Raw genomic sequence first — 16,877 nt, forward strand, 5'->3', positions numbered from 1 at the left:
CTTGCCATATCTATTCCAATAAAAAGTAAGTCAATATGCGCTCTTCAATTACTTTTAAACTGCTCGTCGCACTAGTGCTCGTGTTTGGTTGTGTTCTAGCTGTATCCACTGCCTATCAATATCAGCAACAAAAACAGCTTATTCATGACGTGTTAAGCGAACAATTACACGACAAAGCTAGCAACTATTTCGATAGCTTAAACATGATGATGTTAACGGGCACCATGTCGCAAAAAGAAACCTTACGCGAAAAAGCACTCGCACAAGATGGAATTGAAGACGTTAAAGTATTGAGAGCCGAAGCAGTCAACAAGATTTATGGTCCTGGCAGCGCAAATCAAGCACCGACTGACGATATTGACAGCAGAGCACTCGCTGGTGAATTAGTTATAGAGCCGATCAAAGCGGATTGGGGCAATGGATTAGTTGTCGCACTACCAATGAAGTCTAGTCTCAACTATCGAGGCACTAACTGTGTTGGATGCCATGCAGCGCCTGAAGGCGAGGTGTTGGGCGCGATTCGCCTCGAATACAATATGAACCACGTTAACTCGATGGTCAGTAAGCAAGCGATGATCGCTGTGGCAATTATGTCATCGATCATGTTCATCGGTTTTGTCTTTACCATGGTGTTTACACGCAAGATTGTGGTCACTCCTCTACAAACTGCGTCTAAATTCATGTTTCAGCTCTCTGAATCGAAAGATTTATCTGGTCGCCTGCAAACCAAACAGACCGACGAAATTGGGCTACTAACAAACTCCATTAACTCATTTATGGACACAGTTAGTGACAGCCTGCATAACGTCCAGCAAACCAGTCACACGTTATCAAGTTCTGCCAGCCGACTAACGGAAGTCGCCAAATCAACCGATCTAGCAGCCAACAATCAGCAAGTAGAAACCAATGATGTTCAGAGCAACATCATCAACATGCTTGAACAACAATCGCAAACCGATCAAGCGACGCAAGACGCAACCGCATTGGTCAATCACACCGTAGAAGTGGTCACTCAAAGCGCCACGAGTGCCCACAACGTGAGTGAAGATATTAAACAATTGGTTGGTTCAATTGATAACGTCAAAGCAAAAATCACATCATTGAATGACCAAACCAGTGAAGTTTCTTCTATCCTCGAGGTGATCAGTAGTATCGCAGAACAAACCAACCTACTCGCACTTAACGCAGCAATCGAGGCTGCTCGCGCTGGGGAACAAGGCCGAGGATTTGCCGTAGTCGCTGAAGAAGTTCGTAATCTTGCTGCTCGCACGGCAGAAGCGACTAACAGCATTGAAAACATCATCGAACAATTCCAGCAAGGCAGCCAAGAATCGCTCTCTTCTGTGGATCAAGTAAGCACTCAAGCCCATCAGCGTTCAGAGGACATTGAAAATCTCTCTTCAGCTATGCACGCTATTGTTGGTGAAATGCACCAAGTCCTTGAACACACGCGTGAAATTCAGCAGCAAACTCAAACCACTTCCTCTGTGAGTCACCACATTCAAGGCAAAGTGGATACCATTACCGCACACGCAGATGATACGTCACAATTTGCCTCACATACTCGTGACATTAGCCTAGACTTAGAGCAGTTGTCCGATCGTCTTGAACAACTTATTAACCAATTTTCGTTAGGACACCGCAATCATATAAAAAAATAGCGTATTTATCGGGTCTAAAACGATAATAAAGGTTGAAGCAATCGAATTGACAGGTAATATGTTCATTCGATGAAAAAGTAATGACAACCCAATGTTTTGGCGAAATATCAGTCAAACCAACTGAAAATTCATCGCTTAAACCTTGGGTTCAATTTTTACCCTAATCCTCAATGGAGATTATTGTTAACATGACTTACGCGCCTGTAAAAGACGTACTGAGCGGTAAGCTAGCAGTAGACAGTGAAGTAACTGTTCGCGGCTGGATCCGTTCGCGTCGTGATTCCAAAGCTGGAATTTCTTTCCTTGCCATCTATGACGGCTCTTGTTTCGACCCGATTCAGGCCGTGGTCCCTAATAATCTTAATAATTACAACGACGAAGTGCTAAAGCTAACGACTGGCTGCTCTGTTGAAGTAACTGGTAAGATTGTGGATTCACCTGCGGCTGGTCAAGCGTTTGAGCTTGCAGCAACTGAAGTTAAAGTTGTAGGCTGGGTTGAAGATGCTGATACTTACCCAATGGCGAAAACTCGTCACTCTATTGAGTACCTACGTGAAGTCGCTCACCTACGTCCACGTACTAACGTAATGGGTGCGGTAGCACGTGTTCGTAACTGTCTATCGCAAGCGATTCACCGTTTCTACCACGAGCAAGGCTACTTCTGGGTTTCTGCTCCTCTAATCACTGCTTCTGACGCAGAAGGTGCTGGTGAAATGTTCCGCGTATCAACGCTAGACATGGAAAACCTACCTCGCACTGAAGAAGGCAAAGTAGATTACAACGAAGATTTCTTCGGTAAAGAAACGTTCCTAACAGTATCTGGTCAGCTAAACGCAGAAGCTTACGCTTGTGCACTAAGCAAAGTTTACACGTTCGGTCCAACTTTCCGTGCTGAAAACTCAAACACCAGCCGCCACCTAGCGGAATTCTGGATGGTTGAACCTGAAGTTGCGTTCGCAGAACTAGATGACGTAGCAAAACTTGCGGAAGACATGCTGAAATTTGTATTCAATGCTGTACTAGCAGAATGCCGCGATGACCTTGAGTTCTTTGCTCAACGCATCGATAAAGAAGCAATCACTCGTCTAGAGCAGTTTGTATCTTCTGACTTTGCACAAGTTGACTACACTGACGCAATCCAGATCCTTCTTGATTCAGGTCGTGAGTTCGAGTTCCCTGTTGAATGGGGTATCGACATGTCTTCTGAGCATGAACGTTACCTAGCAGAAGAACACTTCAAAGCGCCAGTAATCGTTAAGAACTACCCGAAAGACATCAAAGCATTCTACATGCGTGCGAACGATGACGGTAAAACAGTAGCGGCAATGGACGTTCTAGCACCAGGCATCGGTGAAATCATCGGTGGTTCTCAACGTGAAGAACGTCTAGAGATCCTAGATGCACGTATGCGTGAAGTGGGTATCGACCCTGAGCACATGAACTGGTACCGCGATCTACGTAAATACGGCACGGTACCACACGCTGGTTTTGGCTTAGGCTTCGAGCGCCTAGTGTCTTACGTAACAGGTATGGGCAACGTTCGTGACGTGATCCCATTCCCACGTACACCACGCTCTGCAAACTTCTAATCACTTATTAGCAAGTCAGAACATATATTAAGACCTCCCAAGTGGAGGTCTTTTTTTAAGCAAAAAATAGCTGATAAACACTCTTTTTCATCTCTTTCGCCACTAAATTGCGAATAAAGCCTATCTATCAACAATTATCTTGCCCATTTTTCACGATTATCCATGACTTCTTTTCAATCCTGTTCACTTTGCGACCAATAATGAAAAGTAAATTGCCGCAATTGGTTATATATCCAAGTAACCTCAAGGTGCTAGGTTCAACAAGAATACCTAGGTTTGCAGACATGAAGCGCAAAGGCACAATTTATATTCCATAATTGGTTAAGAGATTCGCGCACATTATTCCGGAGGCTATGATGAAACAATTTACTATGGACGACTTGTCATACAATGGCGTACACCAAGGGGTGCATAGCTGGAACCATCCAGGCGGTGATAATCCATACTACTGGCACCCTGAATGGCTACATATCGCAGAAGATGCCATGGGGCTCCATCCTAAAAAACAACTCAACATCCCGGATGGAGAAACTGCGACAGCAGAGCATGCCAAACAAGCCATCGTCGAACACCTCAACGATCAGTAACTAATTCTCAATACGATGCCCACCAAAACGGTTGGCATCACATTATTTTTGCGTATATGTGATAGATTTACACAATAAGAGTGAACTACCTCAAGCAAACCAGTAAGCGACAAAATAATGAAAAAATACAACGAAGACGATATTCAATACAAAGGTGAATCAAACGGCGTCCACACATGGACAACCCCTTCAGGACAACCTTATTACTGGCATCCTGACTGGCTTCATATCGCACAAGAAGCAACTGGTCACCATCCAAAAGCAGAAATCGAAGTACCCCACAACGAAACAGTCACCAAAAAGCATGCACTCAATGCCATCTTAGCTGATCTCAACAACTGGGCGACCAAAGCAATGTCAAATAACCCTGACTTTGAAACCCAAGCGCATGAATCGCAAATTGAACTGAAAAAGTAACATTGTAACGACCGAAACCTACCCGGTTTTGGTCGTTTTACTTAAGCAAACTCCCCTTCAGCCTCAATTGTTATTAAGCCAACTCAAAAACAGCACTTATCAGCCCCTTCGTTACTTTCTTCCAATATAGCCCGGACATAACACCTTTATGACATAAGGGCTTATGACGACTTTTGCGCTTTTATTTCAAAACGAGAATGTTCTATTACTTTGTGCTTATCTCGGGTTAAAACAGCAAATTAACCAAACGATTGCTTGATGAAAGCCATTGAATTGGCGTCACTTTGACTAATAGTGAATAAAATTTCTAGTTTCTACCCATTTAGTGTTGTCTCTTGTGCAGCATACAGGTATAAATATTCAAGTTACACATTATCCCCCTTCGATTAACATGGATGACGATTATGTTTGAAAAAGTAGTTGCTGCACCAGCTGACCCTATCCTCGGTCTTACGGAAGAGTTTAAAAAGGACCCGCGCGCTGAAAAAATTAACCTTGGCGTCGGTATTTATAAAAATGAACAAGGCGAAACGCCAGTTCTTGCGACAGTAAAGAAAGCTGAAGCAGCTCTTGTTGAAACTGAGAAGACCAAGTCTTACCTAACAATCGAAGGTACGGCTGAATACGGTCTAGCTGTACAAAAACTACTATTTGGTAACGATGCTGAAATCGTTGCTGAAAAGCGTGCAAAAACAGCACAAGCACCGGGCGGTACTGGTGCACTTCGCGTAGCAGGCGAATTCATTAAACGCCAATTAGGCGACGTTAAAATCTGGATCAGTAACCCGACATGGGCTAACCACATCGGTGTATTCACTGCTGCTGGTCTTGAAACAGCACAATACAGCTACTACAACGCGGAAACTAAGGATAAGGATTTCGCAGCAATGGTTGCTGACCTAGAAAAAGCGGACGCTGGCGACATCGTACTACTGCACGGCTGTTGTCATAACCCAACGGGTATCGATCCAACAGCTGAAGAGTGGGAAGTACTTGCAAAACTTGTAGCCGAGAAAAAACTACTGCCGCTGTTTGATTTCGCATATCAAGGCTTCGGTTCTGGTGTAGAGGAAGATGCAGCAGGTCTGCGTACTTTCGCTAAATACAATAAAGAAATTTTAGTTGCGAGTTCATTCTCGAAAAACTTCGGTCTGTATAATGAGCGTGTCGGTGCATTTACACTCGTGGGCGAGTCTGCAGATGTGGCTACGACAGCCTTTTCACAAGTAAAAGCGATCATCCGTTCTATCTACTCGAATCCACCAGCACACGGCGCTGCTGTTGTAAACTACATCCTTAACGATGCCGATCTAAGAGCAGAGTGGGAAGCAGAAGTAAAAGAGATGCGCGACCGTATTCAAGAGATGCGCGAACTGTTTGTTGCAACTCTGAAAGAGCAAGGTGTTGATGCAGACTTTAGCTTTATCGAGCGCCAAAACGGTATGTTCTCATTCTCTGGTCTAACGAAAGAACAAGTGACTCGCCTAAAAGATGAGTTCGGTATTTACATTGTCGGTTCAGGTCGTATCAGTGTTGCTGGTATGACTAAAGCAAACATGCTGCCGCTTTGCCAAGGTATTGCCGCAGTACTGTAATGCTATTCAATTTCTAAATAAGAAAAAGCCAGCTTCCTAGCTGGCTTTTCTTTTGGATAAAAAGAGCAACGACACAACAATACTCTAAGGTTGTTTTATCAAACTTAAACCACTATAGCGTCACCATCAATTCATCCTGCTCCAAACTCTGGATATCCACTTCTAATCGTTGTTGGATTCGTTCTAGTTGCTCTCGGTCTAGCTCATAGGGCATAACCAAGCGCAATTCGTGAATACCTTGTGACTTTGCGAGCTCTAGAAGTGTGTGGATATTTGACTCATCGCTGCGACTTGCAGAAAGAGACTTCATCGCTTGATTTTTTAACCGCTCTTCCGGTGTCCACGATTGTTGAACCGTGTCTTTCCAAGCAATACTGAAAACAGGTGAAATCGTGCTTATCGCCTCAAGAAACGTCCATTTCTTGCTGTAAGCCTCACCTAAGAATGAGGTATAGTCAAAAACCACACTTGCCTTGCCTTGATGTTCCATATCATCTCCCGTAGATCAGGCAACAAGTGCATTAAATATCTGTCAAGATGCGTAATAGATCAATAGGATATAGAACATCGGTCTTTTATGCCTTTTATGCCATTCAAAAAGGCATATAAAAACCAAGAACGTAACAATCAAAATACAAATTTGCGATATACAAAACCAGTTGCGTAATATTTATATCACCAAAATAAATCATTGAAAAACTTAATCATTACGACAAAAATCACCGAACATCGATAATGCGACTGGCTTTTTTATATTGAATCTTCCAACCTTGCCATCTTGGCAGTTCCCAACGTTTAGGATCCCCTTTACGTAAACCATCGCGATAAACGACATAAATCAGCTTACGTTTAGGATAATATTCAACCTCCAGATTGAGATCGCCCAGTTGTAGTAGAAATGGGTATTGCTCGGCAAAGTCTCCATATTGCCAATATGGAATGCCCTCAAACACAAAGTCTTCAGCACTAAACAAATCTAGTTCATCAAGATCATGCAACTCCAATAATTCCAGCTGCTCACTGAACCACTTATCAAAGGTGATCTCTTGATGATCGCTACAATCGGCTAATCCCATCTCTACATAGATGCGCCAGTGGTCAATCTCGGCTTTTCGTTGCGGATATAACCCCGCCAGCTTAGTCTCAGACCGTACCGCTTCAAGCATAGGCTGGAGCGCTAATGCCCCCTCGGCAACCCGTTTATCTTTCGCGATGATTCGCCCAGCATAGACTAGCTTCATTTCAACAAAGGTACCTTCTTGCTCGATAAGCGTCTCACCTTGTTGCCAATCACCCATTGATAACGACTCGAGCAATTGAAAATCAAGCGGCATTATCTCTGTCGCCAGCGTTAAGGTTTGTTTAACTCCACGCCCAGGTAAGCTGTGCGTATCCAACACCAATGCGGCTTCTACAGAGCTTGGTAAGCGACTGTCTCGTCCTAGCGTCACTTCCATGACACCATTGCCCATTGCCTCTTTACGTTTAGAGCGACGCACAAAGACTAATTCAGGATGCAATCGTGCAATTGCCTCTACCCATTGGCGATGATCGTAGCGCGATGCGACTTCCAACATCGGCAGTTCAAATATCTCGCGCATCTGCTCCGCAAGCCCCCTCGCCTCAGCTAACGCATCCTGATCGACGGTAATAGCAGGAAAGGATTTTCCGCGCAAAATAGCGACCGCTATCTGACCATCACACCCCTTATTTTCCTCTTGCGCCAATTGCTCAAGTTGCTCTTCATCACCAGTGACACGATAGAGTTTAGTCGGTGTCGCAAGCACGGCGGTATAATCAATCATCGCCTCTTGTAAGGCACGAGTCGGCATTCGCGTAACCAAGTCTGCGAGTAATGCATCTATCGGTAAAGGAGAAATCACGCGCCCATGTTCGGTTGCCAGACCATCGCTATCTATCGCTTGCATTCCTTGCAACAACTGCTGTGCTTGAGCAAGAGATTTCTCTGGCAGTGGATCAAGAAAATCCAAACCCTGTAAAGGTTCATTACAACTTGCTGAAGCAAGCATCGCCTCCGTCAAAGACTCGCGAAACATCTCTGGTGGCGTCACACTAATCAAGGCGGCATGCTCTCCATACAGGCGAATACAATGACCATCCATCACGCGCCCAGCACGACCTGCACGCTGTTTAGCGCTCGCTTGTGAAATGTGCTTAAGACTTAGCGTGGTTCTTCCGTTGCGCTGCTCTGTACGGCGCTCCAAACCAGAATCAATCACTACCGCAATATTTGGAATGGTCAAAGAAGTTTCCGCAACATTGGTTGCCAACACCACTTTGATTTGCGGTTGAGGATTGAGAGCAATTTCGCGCTGTTTATCACTCACTGACGCATGAAGCGGCGCAATCACAACCCCCTCAATACCTGCTAACATTTGCGCGCATTGGCTTATCTCTTTGCGCCCAGGCAAGAAAACTAGAATATCGCCACTTGCCGATTCTAGCTCACGCAGCACTTCAACTTTGATGCGCTGCTCGAGGTGACGAATATCGGGCAACTGACGCGAGTCCTTCGCCTGATGCGAGATAAACACTTGGTAGGTTCGCCCCTCGGCTTGCAGTCTCTCTGCACCTAAATAACGAGCCAACTTTTCGCCTTCGATGGTCGCAGACGTCAATACGATGCGATGTTGTTGATGTCGCTTGAACAACGCCACCAGCAAATCACTATCCCAACGGCGCTCATGAAACTCATCAACAATAACGATATCAAACGCACTGAGGCGATCTTCCGCATACCACCGTAGTGCCACACCCGGCGTAACAAACACCACTTGGCTGTCGTCACTAAATCTGGTCTCAAGCTTGATTGCGTAACCTATCGATTCACCGACCTTCTCACCTCTCAGCTCGGCTAAATACTCCGCCAAAGAAGTACAGGCAATTCTGCGCGGCTCAACCACCAAAACGCGTCCTTGTTCGCTCGCCCAAAGAGGCAATCGGGTTGATTTGCCTGAGCCCGTTTCAGCCTCAACGACAAGGTGGTTGCTTTTTAGGCGCTCAGTAAAGGTGTGTTTCAGTGGATCGATGGGTAATGTGGTCATAATCGCGTGAATTTTATGAATTTAATGGAGATTATAACAGTAACCGTATTAAGTTCTCACTCTGGGTTTCGCTCCTTGTTACTGATTCATTCCCAGTTTACAATACAGCACAATAACTCGTTCTATCTCAGTAAAGCTGAGCGAATTAGCGACTCCCGCTCAACTCCGTTTCGTTCTCGACTATAGGTTCTCAATGTATAACGATAAACGTCCACTCTATATCCCTTTCGCAGGTCCTGCGCTTCTAAGTACACCTCTACTTAACAAAGGCAGTGCCTTCTCTGCTGAAGAGCGTATTTCCTTTAACCTTGAAGGCTTGCTACCTGAAACAACTGAAACCATTCAAGAGCAAGTTGAGCGTGCGTATCAACAATATCGCAGCTTTGAAAATGATATGGATAAGCATATCTACCTGCGCAATATTCAAGATACCAACGAGACACTGTTTTATCGTTTAGTTCAGAATCATATTTCTGAAATGATGCCAATCATCTACACTCCGACTGTAGGTGCCGCATGTGAAAACTTCTCAAACATCTACCGTCGTGGACGCGGTTTGTTTGTGTCGTACGCCAATCGTGAACGCATGGATGACATCTTAAATAATGCTTCAAACCATAACGTAAAAGTTATCGTGGTAACGGATGGCGAGCGTATTCTTGGTCTGGGTGACCAAGGTATCGGTGGCATGGGTATTCCAATTGGTAAACTGGCACTATACACCGCTTGTGGTGGTATTAGCCCTGCATACACACTGCCAATCGTCTTAGATGTAGGTACTAACAACCCACAACGTCTGGCTGATCCGATGTACATGGGCTGGCGTCATCCACGTATCACTGGTCAAGATTATGATGCGTTTGTGGAAGAGTTCATTCAATCAGTGCAACGTCGCTGGCCTGACGCGCTAATTCAGTTCGAGGACTTTGCGCAGAAAAACGCAATGCCGCTACTAGAACGCTACAAAGATCGCATCTGCTGCTTCAACGACGATATCCAAGGCACTGCCGCAGTAACCGTTGGTTCGCTACTAGCAGCTTGCCAAGCGGCGGGAAGCAAACTGTCTGAGCAACGCGTGACATTCCTAGGCGCTGGCTCTGCTGGTTGTGGTATTGCTGAAGCGATTATCGCGCAAATGGTCTCGGAAGGTATCTCTGATCAGCAAGCGCGCTCACAAGTTTACATGGTTGATCGTTGGGGTCTGCTGCAAGAAGGCATGCCAAATCTACTCGACTTCCAACAGAAGCTGGTTCAAAAAGCAGAACACACGGCAGAATGGCCAAACGAAGGCAACGGCTTCTCACTGCTTGACGTAATGGCAAATGCTAAACCAACCGTACTTATTGGTGTATCTGGTGCGCCGGGTCTATTTAGTAAGGAAGTAATTAAAGAGATGCACAAACACTGCGCTCGCCCAATTATCTTCCCACTATCAAACCCAACTAGCCGTGTTGAAGCGACACCAAACGACATCATTCGTTGGACTAACGGTGAAGCATTGGTTGCAACAGGCAGCCCATTTGATCCTGTAGTGCACGATGGTAAAACATACCCAATTGCTCAGTGTAACAACAGCTACATCTTCCCGGGTATTGGTTTAGGTGTTTTAGCGGTTTCTGCTCGCCGCGTAACGGATGAGATGCTTCAAGAATCAAGCCGAGCACTAGCCACTTGCTCGCCATTAGCAATTAACGGTCAAGGTGCACTACTGCCACCTTTAGAAGCCATCCATACGGTGTCTAAAAAAATCGCATTTGCAGTGGGTAAAAAGGCTATCGAACAAGGCGTCGCGCAAGAAATTACCGACGAAGCACTAGAAGAAGCCATCGAAGCTTACTTCTGGCAGCCAGTATACCGTCGCTACAAACGTACCGCGTTCTAAACTGAAAAACACTTCACAAAGCCCCAATCTTTTGGGGCTTTTTCATTGGAGGAATTATGTTGGAGTTTTTCGACCCTGCCGGGCGCTATATCGCCAGTTACCTAAGTGAGATATCTACCGCATTAATTGCTTGTTGTTTAGTCATGTTAGGTGGCGAGATCAATGCTAGCCTTAGAAGATTGCTAAAATCACAAAACTTTGTTGTCAGAACTTTCGTATTCATATTGATAAATGCGTTTGGATACGGCTTAATCATAGTGAAAGCAACCCCTTACCTCACTCGGACACTCAACCAACTGCCCTATGGCATGATGTTTGTGATTGTGACCAGCTGTTTTATAGCCATCGGTTTGTGGGCTCAAAGGAATAGACAGATTTAGTGCGTAATATTTTTCAACACCATTCATCACATCGATACTTCAAGTTTGTAGCTAAAGCATGCAAGTATGCTCTAGTTGTCACTCTTCTAGCTGGGGTGACTCTCATTGCAATCGATCGCTGGGTAAGTATTCAAACCCAAGATCAACTTTACTTTTCTGTCGATGAAGTACAGCCGCATAATGTCGCTGTAGTACTCGGCACCAGTAAGTATTTAGGCAAAGTTCTAAATGAGTATTATCTGCATCGAATTGATGCGGCAATAGAGCTGTACAAGCAAGATAAAATCGCCAACTTTTTGCTCAGTGGCGACAATGCCCACCGCTCATACAACGAACCTTGGACAATGAAGCGGGATTTGCTGCGCGCAGATGTACCTGAAGAACGTATTTTTCTTGATTATGCCGGCTTTCGAACCTTAGATTCGGTGATCAGAGCGAAAGAGATCTTTGATACCGATAATTTTTTAATCATCTCGCAACAATTTCATTGTGAGCGTGCACTGTTTATCGCCAATTTTCACGATATACAAGCCAAGTGCCTGGCGGTATCAGGTCCCACGAAACATTCGGGTTACAAAGTGAGAATAAGAGAAGTATTTGCCCGAGCGAAAGCAGTATTAGATCTCTACATTACCCGTGCAAAGCCTAAATTCCTCGGACCAAAAGAACCAATTAACAACGTTGAGCAAAACGTTGAGCAAACAGTAAGCGACTCATCAGAGCCGCCAATTGAAACTAAAATGCAGGCTCTCTAGTATCAAGCCCGGCCACTTCAACGCGATTTCGACCGCTACGTTTCGCATGGTAAAGCAACTCGTCAGCTCTTGTGACCATCTCTTGCGGGGTTTCATCCCCCATTTGAGCAACACCAAGGCTGGCGGTGAGCACTTGCCCGTGCATCCATTGGTACAATTCGATTTTCTGTCTCAAACGCTCAGCCAACATGTAAGCTTGTTTCAGTGTCGTGGTAGGACAAAACACCACAAACTCTTCGCCACCCCAACGCACCAAGCGGTCTGTTACACGTAATTCAGACATGATAACCATAGTGAATTCACGCAGTATGTCATCTCCCATTTTATGACCAAACTCGTCATTAACGACCTTAAAGTGGTCTATATCGAGGTAAATCACCGAGAGTTGATCCGTCGGTTTTATATAGCTATTGAATTGCCCATCTAACCATTCGCGTACAGAATGACGATTCATTGCTCCAGTTAAGGCATCACGATTCGCTTGCTCGGCAAATTGAATGTTTTGCTTTTTAAGTTTTCGATTCAATTTACTTAAATGTGCTCGACGCTTCTCCGCCTCCATCGCACGGTTACGGCTTGTGCGGATTTCAACAATACTAAACACAATAGCAAAACCAACCCAAATCATTAATAGCGCAAACATCAACGTTTCTTTATGGATGTAATAGCCGATAAACTCGATGTTATTGATCCGCAACTGGTATAAGCCTTCTTCTGCACCTGAGCCTGTTGCAAACTCTATGCGATTGATATTGGTGAACTCTGGTCCGGCATGCTCAATTGGGATTTTGTTATCAACCAACCACCAAGTAAGAACCTGCAAGTTCTGCAACGGAATCTCTAGAGGTTGACTGTAATCCGCTTGGCGATAATCCAACCCATTGTATTTATGTGTATATTCGTTGTCGGCATCTGAGTAAGCGGGGTTATAGTTGCGTAAATAAAACCGTAGCGTCGGTTTTTGCTCGCTATCTAAGCGAATAAAATCAACATCAAGTCGAACTGTATGGTAATCCGATAGGTCAAGCCCTTTGGTTGTATCATCTTGATCGATCTGAATCGACACCCCACAATAAGGCCATTTATAGTCAGGGCTCTGCTTCAACTGACAGTTAAGTTGCATCCCTCCGTCTCGTAAAGGAAAGATAACACTGGTCGAATGCCCTTTTTGAACCTGATCGTTCGTAGGCAAAAACACAAAATCTTTAGGACTGATTCGAGTTATTTTTTTCTCGCCAAATTGCCAATGTAACGTAATCGCCACTACTGTGACCACAAACAAGGCAAAAATCAGCTTATGAATCGAGTTCACTCAGCATCTCACTTAAATTTTACAAGCTCTAATTCTTTAGTGGCAGCCATTACCTGGCTACCTTTTTACACTTACCAACTGACATATCTGTAACCCGTAAATTACACGCCACGAACGCGCGTTACTTATTTTACAGAATGCGAGCCCATTATAAGTCTTTCAACAAAATTTCAACCAATGTTACCCGAATTTTAAGACCTACTTCATATTCGAAGCAAAAAAAGATGTGATTCCCTTTGATGGGACAATGTATGCAGAAAGAAATACGACAAAAAGTTTGATAAGCTAGTCAAAATAATCAGATCAATCACTCAAGATGATTCACATTTATTCAAGCTGTCATTTGCGGAGTAGCAATTCATCTCTGGAAACATGGTGGCTTTGATGTGACGATTGGTGGTTGGCAAATAAAGCATAAAGCAAAACGATAAGAGCAAAGTCATGTCATTAAACATCACTGGTACACTGCGCAAAATGCGTTCGAGCCTCGATGACCAAGTCCATTACCAACTGCCTGTCGGTGATGAACTGGTTGATTTAAAACCTTATATCGGGCAATCAATCACGCTAACCCATACTGGCAATATCTTCTGCCAATCATGTGGCAAAAAAACCAAGAAGAGCTACTCACAGGGCCACTGTTTTGTCTGCATGAAGAAGCTCGCGAGCTGTGACATGTGCATCATGAAACCTGAGACCTGCCACTACGAACAAGGTACGTGCCGTGAGCCACAATGGGGCGAAGAAAACTGCATGGTTGACCACTTTGTTTACCTATCAAACACCTCGAGCCTTAAAGTGGGCATCACGCGTCACACGCAGATTCCTACGCGTTGGATTGATCAAGGTGCAACGCAAGGTTTACCGATTTTTAAAGTCAAGACTCGTCATATTTCCGGGCTGATCGAAATTGAATTGGCGAAGCATATTGCCGATAAGACCAATTGGCGTACTCTGCTTAAAGAAGATGGTCAACCTATCGCACTTGAAGACAAGTTCGCTGAACTGTTGCCATTAGTGACGGATAAAATTGCCGAGATCAAGCAGCAATATGGGGACGATGCGATTGAGATACTGAGCGAATCGATTACTCCTATCGCATACCCTGTACTGGAGCACCCGAAAAAGATCACCTCGCACAACTTTGATAAAAATCCGGTGGTAACGGGTCTATTGCAAGGCATTAAAGGGCAATACCTAATTTTTGACACTGGCGTAATCAATGTTCGTAAATTCACCTCTTACGAAGTAACGGTGAGCGACGAGTAATTCATCTCGCTAAATACAATAGAGCCACCAATCGGTGGCTCTATCTATTTGATGCTTAACTGTGTGTAAATAGTCACTACCTAACTAGATCCTCCGTAACACATCTAGTGCATCAAACAATCGGTCAATCTCTTGCTTGGTGTTGTAGTGCATCATACCTATGCGCACTATGCCCTCTTCAAGTTGCAACTGCCTAACCAGACCTAGCGCATAAAAATGCCCCGCACCTAAGCAAATATTTAGCTCGCCCATCGCGGCTGCTATTTGGCTTGGTGAGTCGTTATCAAACGTTAAAGCGAAAGTAGGCGTTCTTGTTTGGCTGTCGGCACTGCTGCGCCCGAGTAAAGTGACTCCTGGCATTGCGCTCAACCTTTGTAAAAAATAACCGCTTAATTCAGTCTCATGTTGATTGTAAATCGCGTAACTTTGTTCCAGTCGAGTACGTAAGTCTTCACCACCATCACCCCACTGAGCAAGATACTCAATGGTTGCAACTAACCCAGCGAGCGCCTCAAAACTCTGAGTCCCCGTCTCAAACCGAGCCGGTCCTAAATCAGGGGCAGGTTCAACTTTGTATGGGTGCAGCGACTGAAGCCATTTAGGTGCCATGTAAGCGATGCCCACATGAGGTCCAAAAAACTTATAGGCTGAACAAACCAAAAAATCACAGCCAAGCGCTTGCACGTCAATGAGGTGATGTGGCGCATAATGCACCGCATCAACATACACTTGAGCACCCACTTGTTTAGCCGCTTCGACCACTGCCGCAACATCCACGATCGATCCAGTTGTATTCGACGCTAAGGTCAGCGCGATAAGGCGTGTCTTAGGCGTGATCAATGACAGCAAATGGGAGACATCCAAGCTACCATCATGCGGATTCACTTGCGCAACTTTAACGGTCACCAGCTTATCTTCCGCCGCCTGCTGCCAACTACTGACGTTGGCATAATGATCCAACCCCGTCACAATCACCTCATCACCAACTTGCCAATTGCGACTAATCGCTCGGCTTAGCGAGAAGGTTAACGATGTCATGTTGGCACCAAAGATGATGGAGTCACTGCTTTGAGCATTAAGCAGTGCCTGACAAGACTGACGTGCTTGCAGCATTAGTTCAGTCGTCACTTGGCTAGAAAAATAAGGCGCGCCAAGATTAGAGTTAAAGTGACTGAGGTAACTCACCATCGCCTCTAACACCGACTCCGGCACTTGTGAACCACCCGGACCGTCGAAAAAAGTAACCGGTAAGTCATTGTGAGTCTGATGCAAAGCGTTAAATTGAGCCCGCACCTTATCAACTGAAAACTCAGGAGTGAAGTTCATTGATGCCTTCCTTAGCAGTGAGTACGAATAGGTCCATATAACCTTCTTTGCCATTTTCTACTGCGCGTATCGGGCACGCGTTGTGCCATAATTCTCTGTCAGCGAGCATGGCAACTTCGCCATTTTGCAACACTTTGCGAAAGAAAGGTGCTTCATTACTGTCGCTATAGAGCATGATCTCACCACCGACAATATTGCGACGACCAATACCAATCAAAGCGATGTGATCAAAACCGTCTTGATGTACGCCTTCTGGCGCAACTTGAGTTTCATCGTAAACGGTGGCGATACGAATCTGATGAATTTCGATTTCTTGACCATTAGGTAAAGCATTCTTATTGACGAACAGTTGGCACAATTCGCGCATTCCCTCGCCAAGCAAAGTAGACTCAAGCAAAGGTTCAAACTGACGAACGATGTTACCTTGGAAGCGATTGATTTGATCAGACTGAACAAAATCATTCTTACCAGTCACGACAACTTGATTATCGACAAACTTAATCACCGAATAACGTCTCAATCGATACTGACCATCTGCATGATCCGTTTTCGGTAGCGATTCAAACGATGGCGACAATTGATTGATCGCATCACCGCTGAGACTGGTAATCTGTAACGTGTTCTCGTGACTATGTAACATCATCGACTCCTTAATGACTATACAAACGCTCTAGTTAAATTAACATTCCATTTACATGTACTTTTGCGTAATCATCCCGCCAGATCAACAGTTAATAGTATTTAACACCATCATTTTCACAATTTCAAAACATAACTTCATGTATGAAAAATTTATTAGTGAAAGATGTCAATTTTGACTTTTACTACTGAGAAAAAGTAGCACAGTTCACTGCCACATGATTTTATTTTGTTCTATTACAGACACTTAGCTATGTAACTGTTAATGATTTTCTGCTGATTCGAAGGCATCTGTATCAAGAATTAACGCTATTTTATGTCGTCACAGCGTGCGCAATTTAAACAACGCCAAATCTGTAACACCATATTGGTATAACTTATTGCGATATATTTAAATTTA

The 16,877-nt window shown here is 44.6% G+C and carries 14 protein-coding genes; 9 read left to right on the top strand and 5 right to left on the bottom strand.

All coding sequences use genetic code 11. From position 1 onward, the window contains the following. The first annotated feature begins 35 nt into the window (after nucleotides 1-35). From GZN30_RS06850 to GZN30_RS06870, 5 genes are all read left to right on the top strand, one after another. Entirely contained in the window at nucleotides 36-1,661 is a 1,626-nt protein-coding gene (locus tag GZN30_RS06850) for a methyl-accepting chemotaxis protein (protein ID WP_075649051.1), read from the top strand. 188 nt (nucleotides 1,662-1,849) lie between these two features. After that, complete coding sequence (gene asnS, locus GZN30_RS06855) at nucleotides 1,850-3,250, top strand: asparagine--tRNA ligase (protein ID WP_075649050.1); 1,401 nt, start codon at nucleotides 1,850-1,852, stop codon at nucleotides 3,248-3,250. Nucleotides 3,251-3,606: 356 nt separating this feature from the next. After that, nucleotides 3,607-3,837, top strand: a complete 231-nt coding sequence (locus tag GZN30_RS06860; RefSeq protein ID WP_075649049.1) for a hypothetical protein — start codon at nucleotides 3,607-3,609, stop codon at nucleotides 3,835-3,837. 117 nt (nucleotides 3,838-3,954) lie between these two features. Further along, nucleotides 3,955-4,254 (top strand): hypothetical protein, encoded by a 300-nt coding sequence (locus GZN30_RS06865; protein WP_075649048.1) that lies wholly within the window; start codon nucleotides 3,955-3,957, stop codon nucleotides 4,252-4,254. Nucleotides 4,255-4,658: 404 nt separating this feature from the next. Continuing rightward, a complete protein-coding gene (locus GZN30_RS06870; protein WP_075649047.1) occupies nucleotides 4,659-5,849 on the top strand; it encodes an amino acid aminotransferase in 1,191 nt (396 codons plus the stop codon). A 112-nt stretch (nucleotides 5,850-5,961) separates the two neighbouring features. Here the strand turns inward: GZN30_RS06870 and GZN30_RS06875 are convergent, their stop codons facing one another. Beyond that, a complete protein-coding gene (locus tag GZN30_RS06875) occupies nucleotides 5,962-6,339 on the bottom strand; it encodes a transporter (RefSeq protein WP_075649046.1) in 378 nt (125 codons plus the stop codon). Between the two features lie 229 nt (nucleotides 6,340-6,568). Then, nucleotides 6,569-8,914, bottom strand: coding sequence for a helicase-related protein (locus tag GZN30_RS06880; RefSeq protein WP_075649045.1), 2,346 nt, complete (start codon nucleotides 8,912-8,914; stop codon nucleotides 6,569-6,571). 193 nt (nucleotides 8,915-9,107) lie between these two features. On the opposite strand from GZN30_RS06880, the gene GZN30_RS06885 reads away from it, so the two are divergent. The 3 genes from GZN30_RS06885 to GZN30_RS06895 are packed head-to-tail and all read left to right on the top strand — an operon-like array spanning nucleotide 9,108 to nucleotide 11,931. Continuing rightward, a complete protein-coding gene (locus GZN30_RS06885) occupies nucleotides 9,108-10,796 on the top strand; it encodes an NAD-dependent malic enzyme (protein WP_075649044.1) in 1,689 nt (562 codons plus the stop codon). 56 nt (nucleotides 10,797-10,852) lie between these two features. Then, complete coding sequence (locus GZN30_RS06890; RefSeq protein ID WP_075649043.1) at nucleotides 10,853-11,176, top strand: DUF3392 domain-containing protein; 324 nt, start codon at nucleotides 10,853-10,855, stop codon at nucleotides 11,174-11,176. Beyond that, on the top strand, nucleotides 11,176-11,931 hold the full coding sequence (locus GZN30_RS06895) for a SanA/YdcF family protein (protein ID WP_075649042.1): 756 nt from the start codon (nucleotides 11,176-11,178) through the stop codon (nucleotides 11,929-11,931). The genes GZN30_RS06890 and GZN30_RS06895 overlap by 1 nt, the downstream gene beginning before the upstream one ends. Here the strand turns inward: GZN30_RS06895 and GZN30_RS06900 are convergent. Beyond that, the gene (locus GZN30_RS06900) at nucleotides 11,912-13,243 is read right to left on the bottom strand and encodes a GGDEF domain-containing protein (protein WP_171972059.1); all 1,332 of its coding nucleotides are present in this window, start codon (nucleotides 13,241-13,243) and stop codon (nucleotides 11,912-11,914) included. The genes GZN30_RS06895 and GZN30_RS06900 overlap by 20 nt on opposite strands. 441 nt (nucleotides 13,244-13,684) lie before the next feature. Between GZN30_RS06900 and GZN30_RS06905 the strand changes: the two genes are divergently transcribed. Continuing rightward, entirely contained in the window at nucleotides 13,685-14,512 is an 828-nt protein-coding gene (locus GZN30_RS06905) for a DUF2797 domain-containing protein (RefSeq protein WP_075649041.1), read from the top strand. Nucleotides 14,513-14,596: 84 nt separating this feature from the next. Here GZN30_RS06905 and GZN30_RS06910 read toward each other — a convergent pair whose 3' ends face one another. Together GZN30_RS06910 and GZN30_RS06915 are read right to left on the bottom strand one after the other, a co-directional pair. Next, entirely contained in the window at nucleotides 14,597-15,838 is a 1,242-nt protein-coding gene (locus tag GZN30_RS06910) for a cysteine desulfurase-like protein (RefSeq protein ID WP_075649040.1), read from the bottom strand. Next, entirely contained in the window at nucleotides 15,822-16,478 is a 657-nt protein-coding gene (locus GZN30_RS06915) for a 2OG-Fe dioxygenase family protein (protein ID WP_075649039.1), read from the bottom strand. Before GZN30_RS06915 ends, GZN30_RS06910 begins: the two co-directional genes overlap by 17 nt. Nucleotides 16,479-16,877 lie beyond the last annotated feature (399 nt).

Source organism: Vibrio ponticus, assembly GCF_009938225.1.
Taxonomy (GTDB): domain Bacteria; phylum Pseudomonadota; class Gammaproteobacteria; order Enterobacterales; family Vibrionaceae; genus Vibrio; species Vibrio ponticus.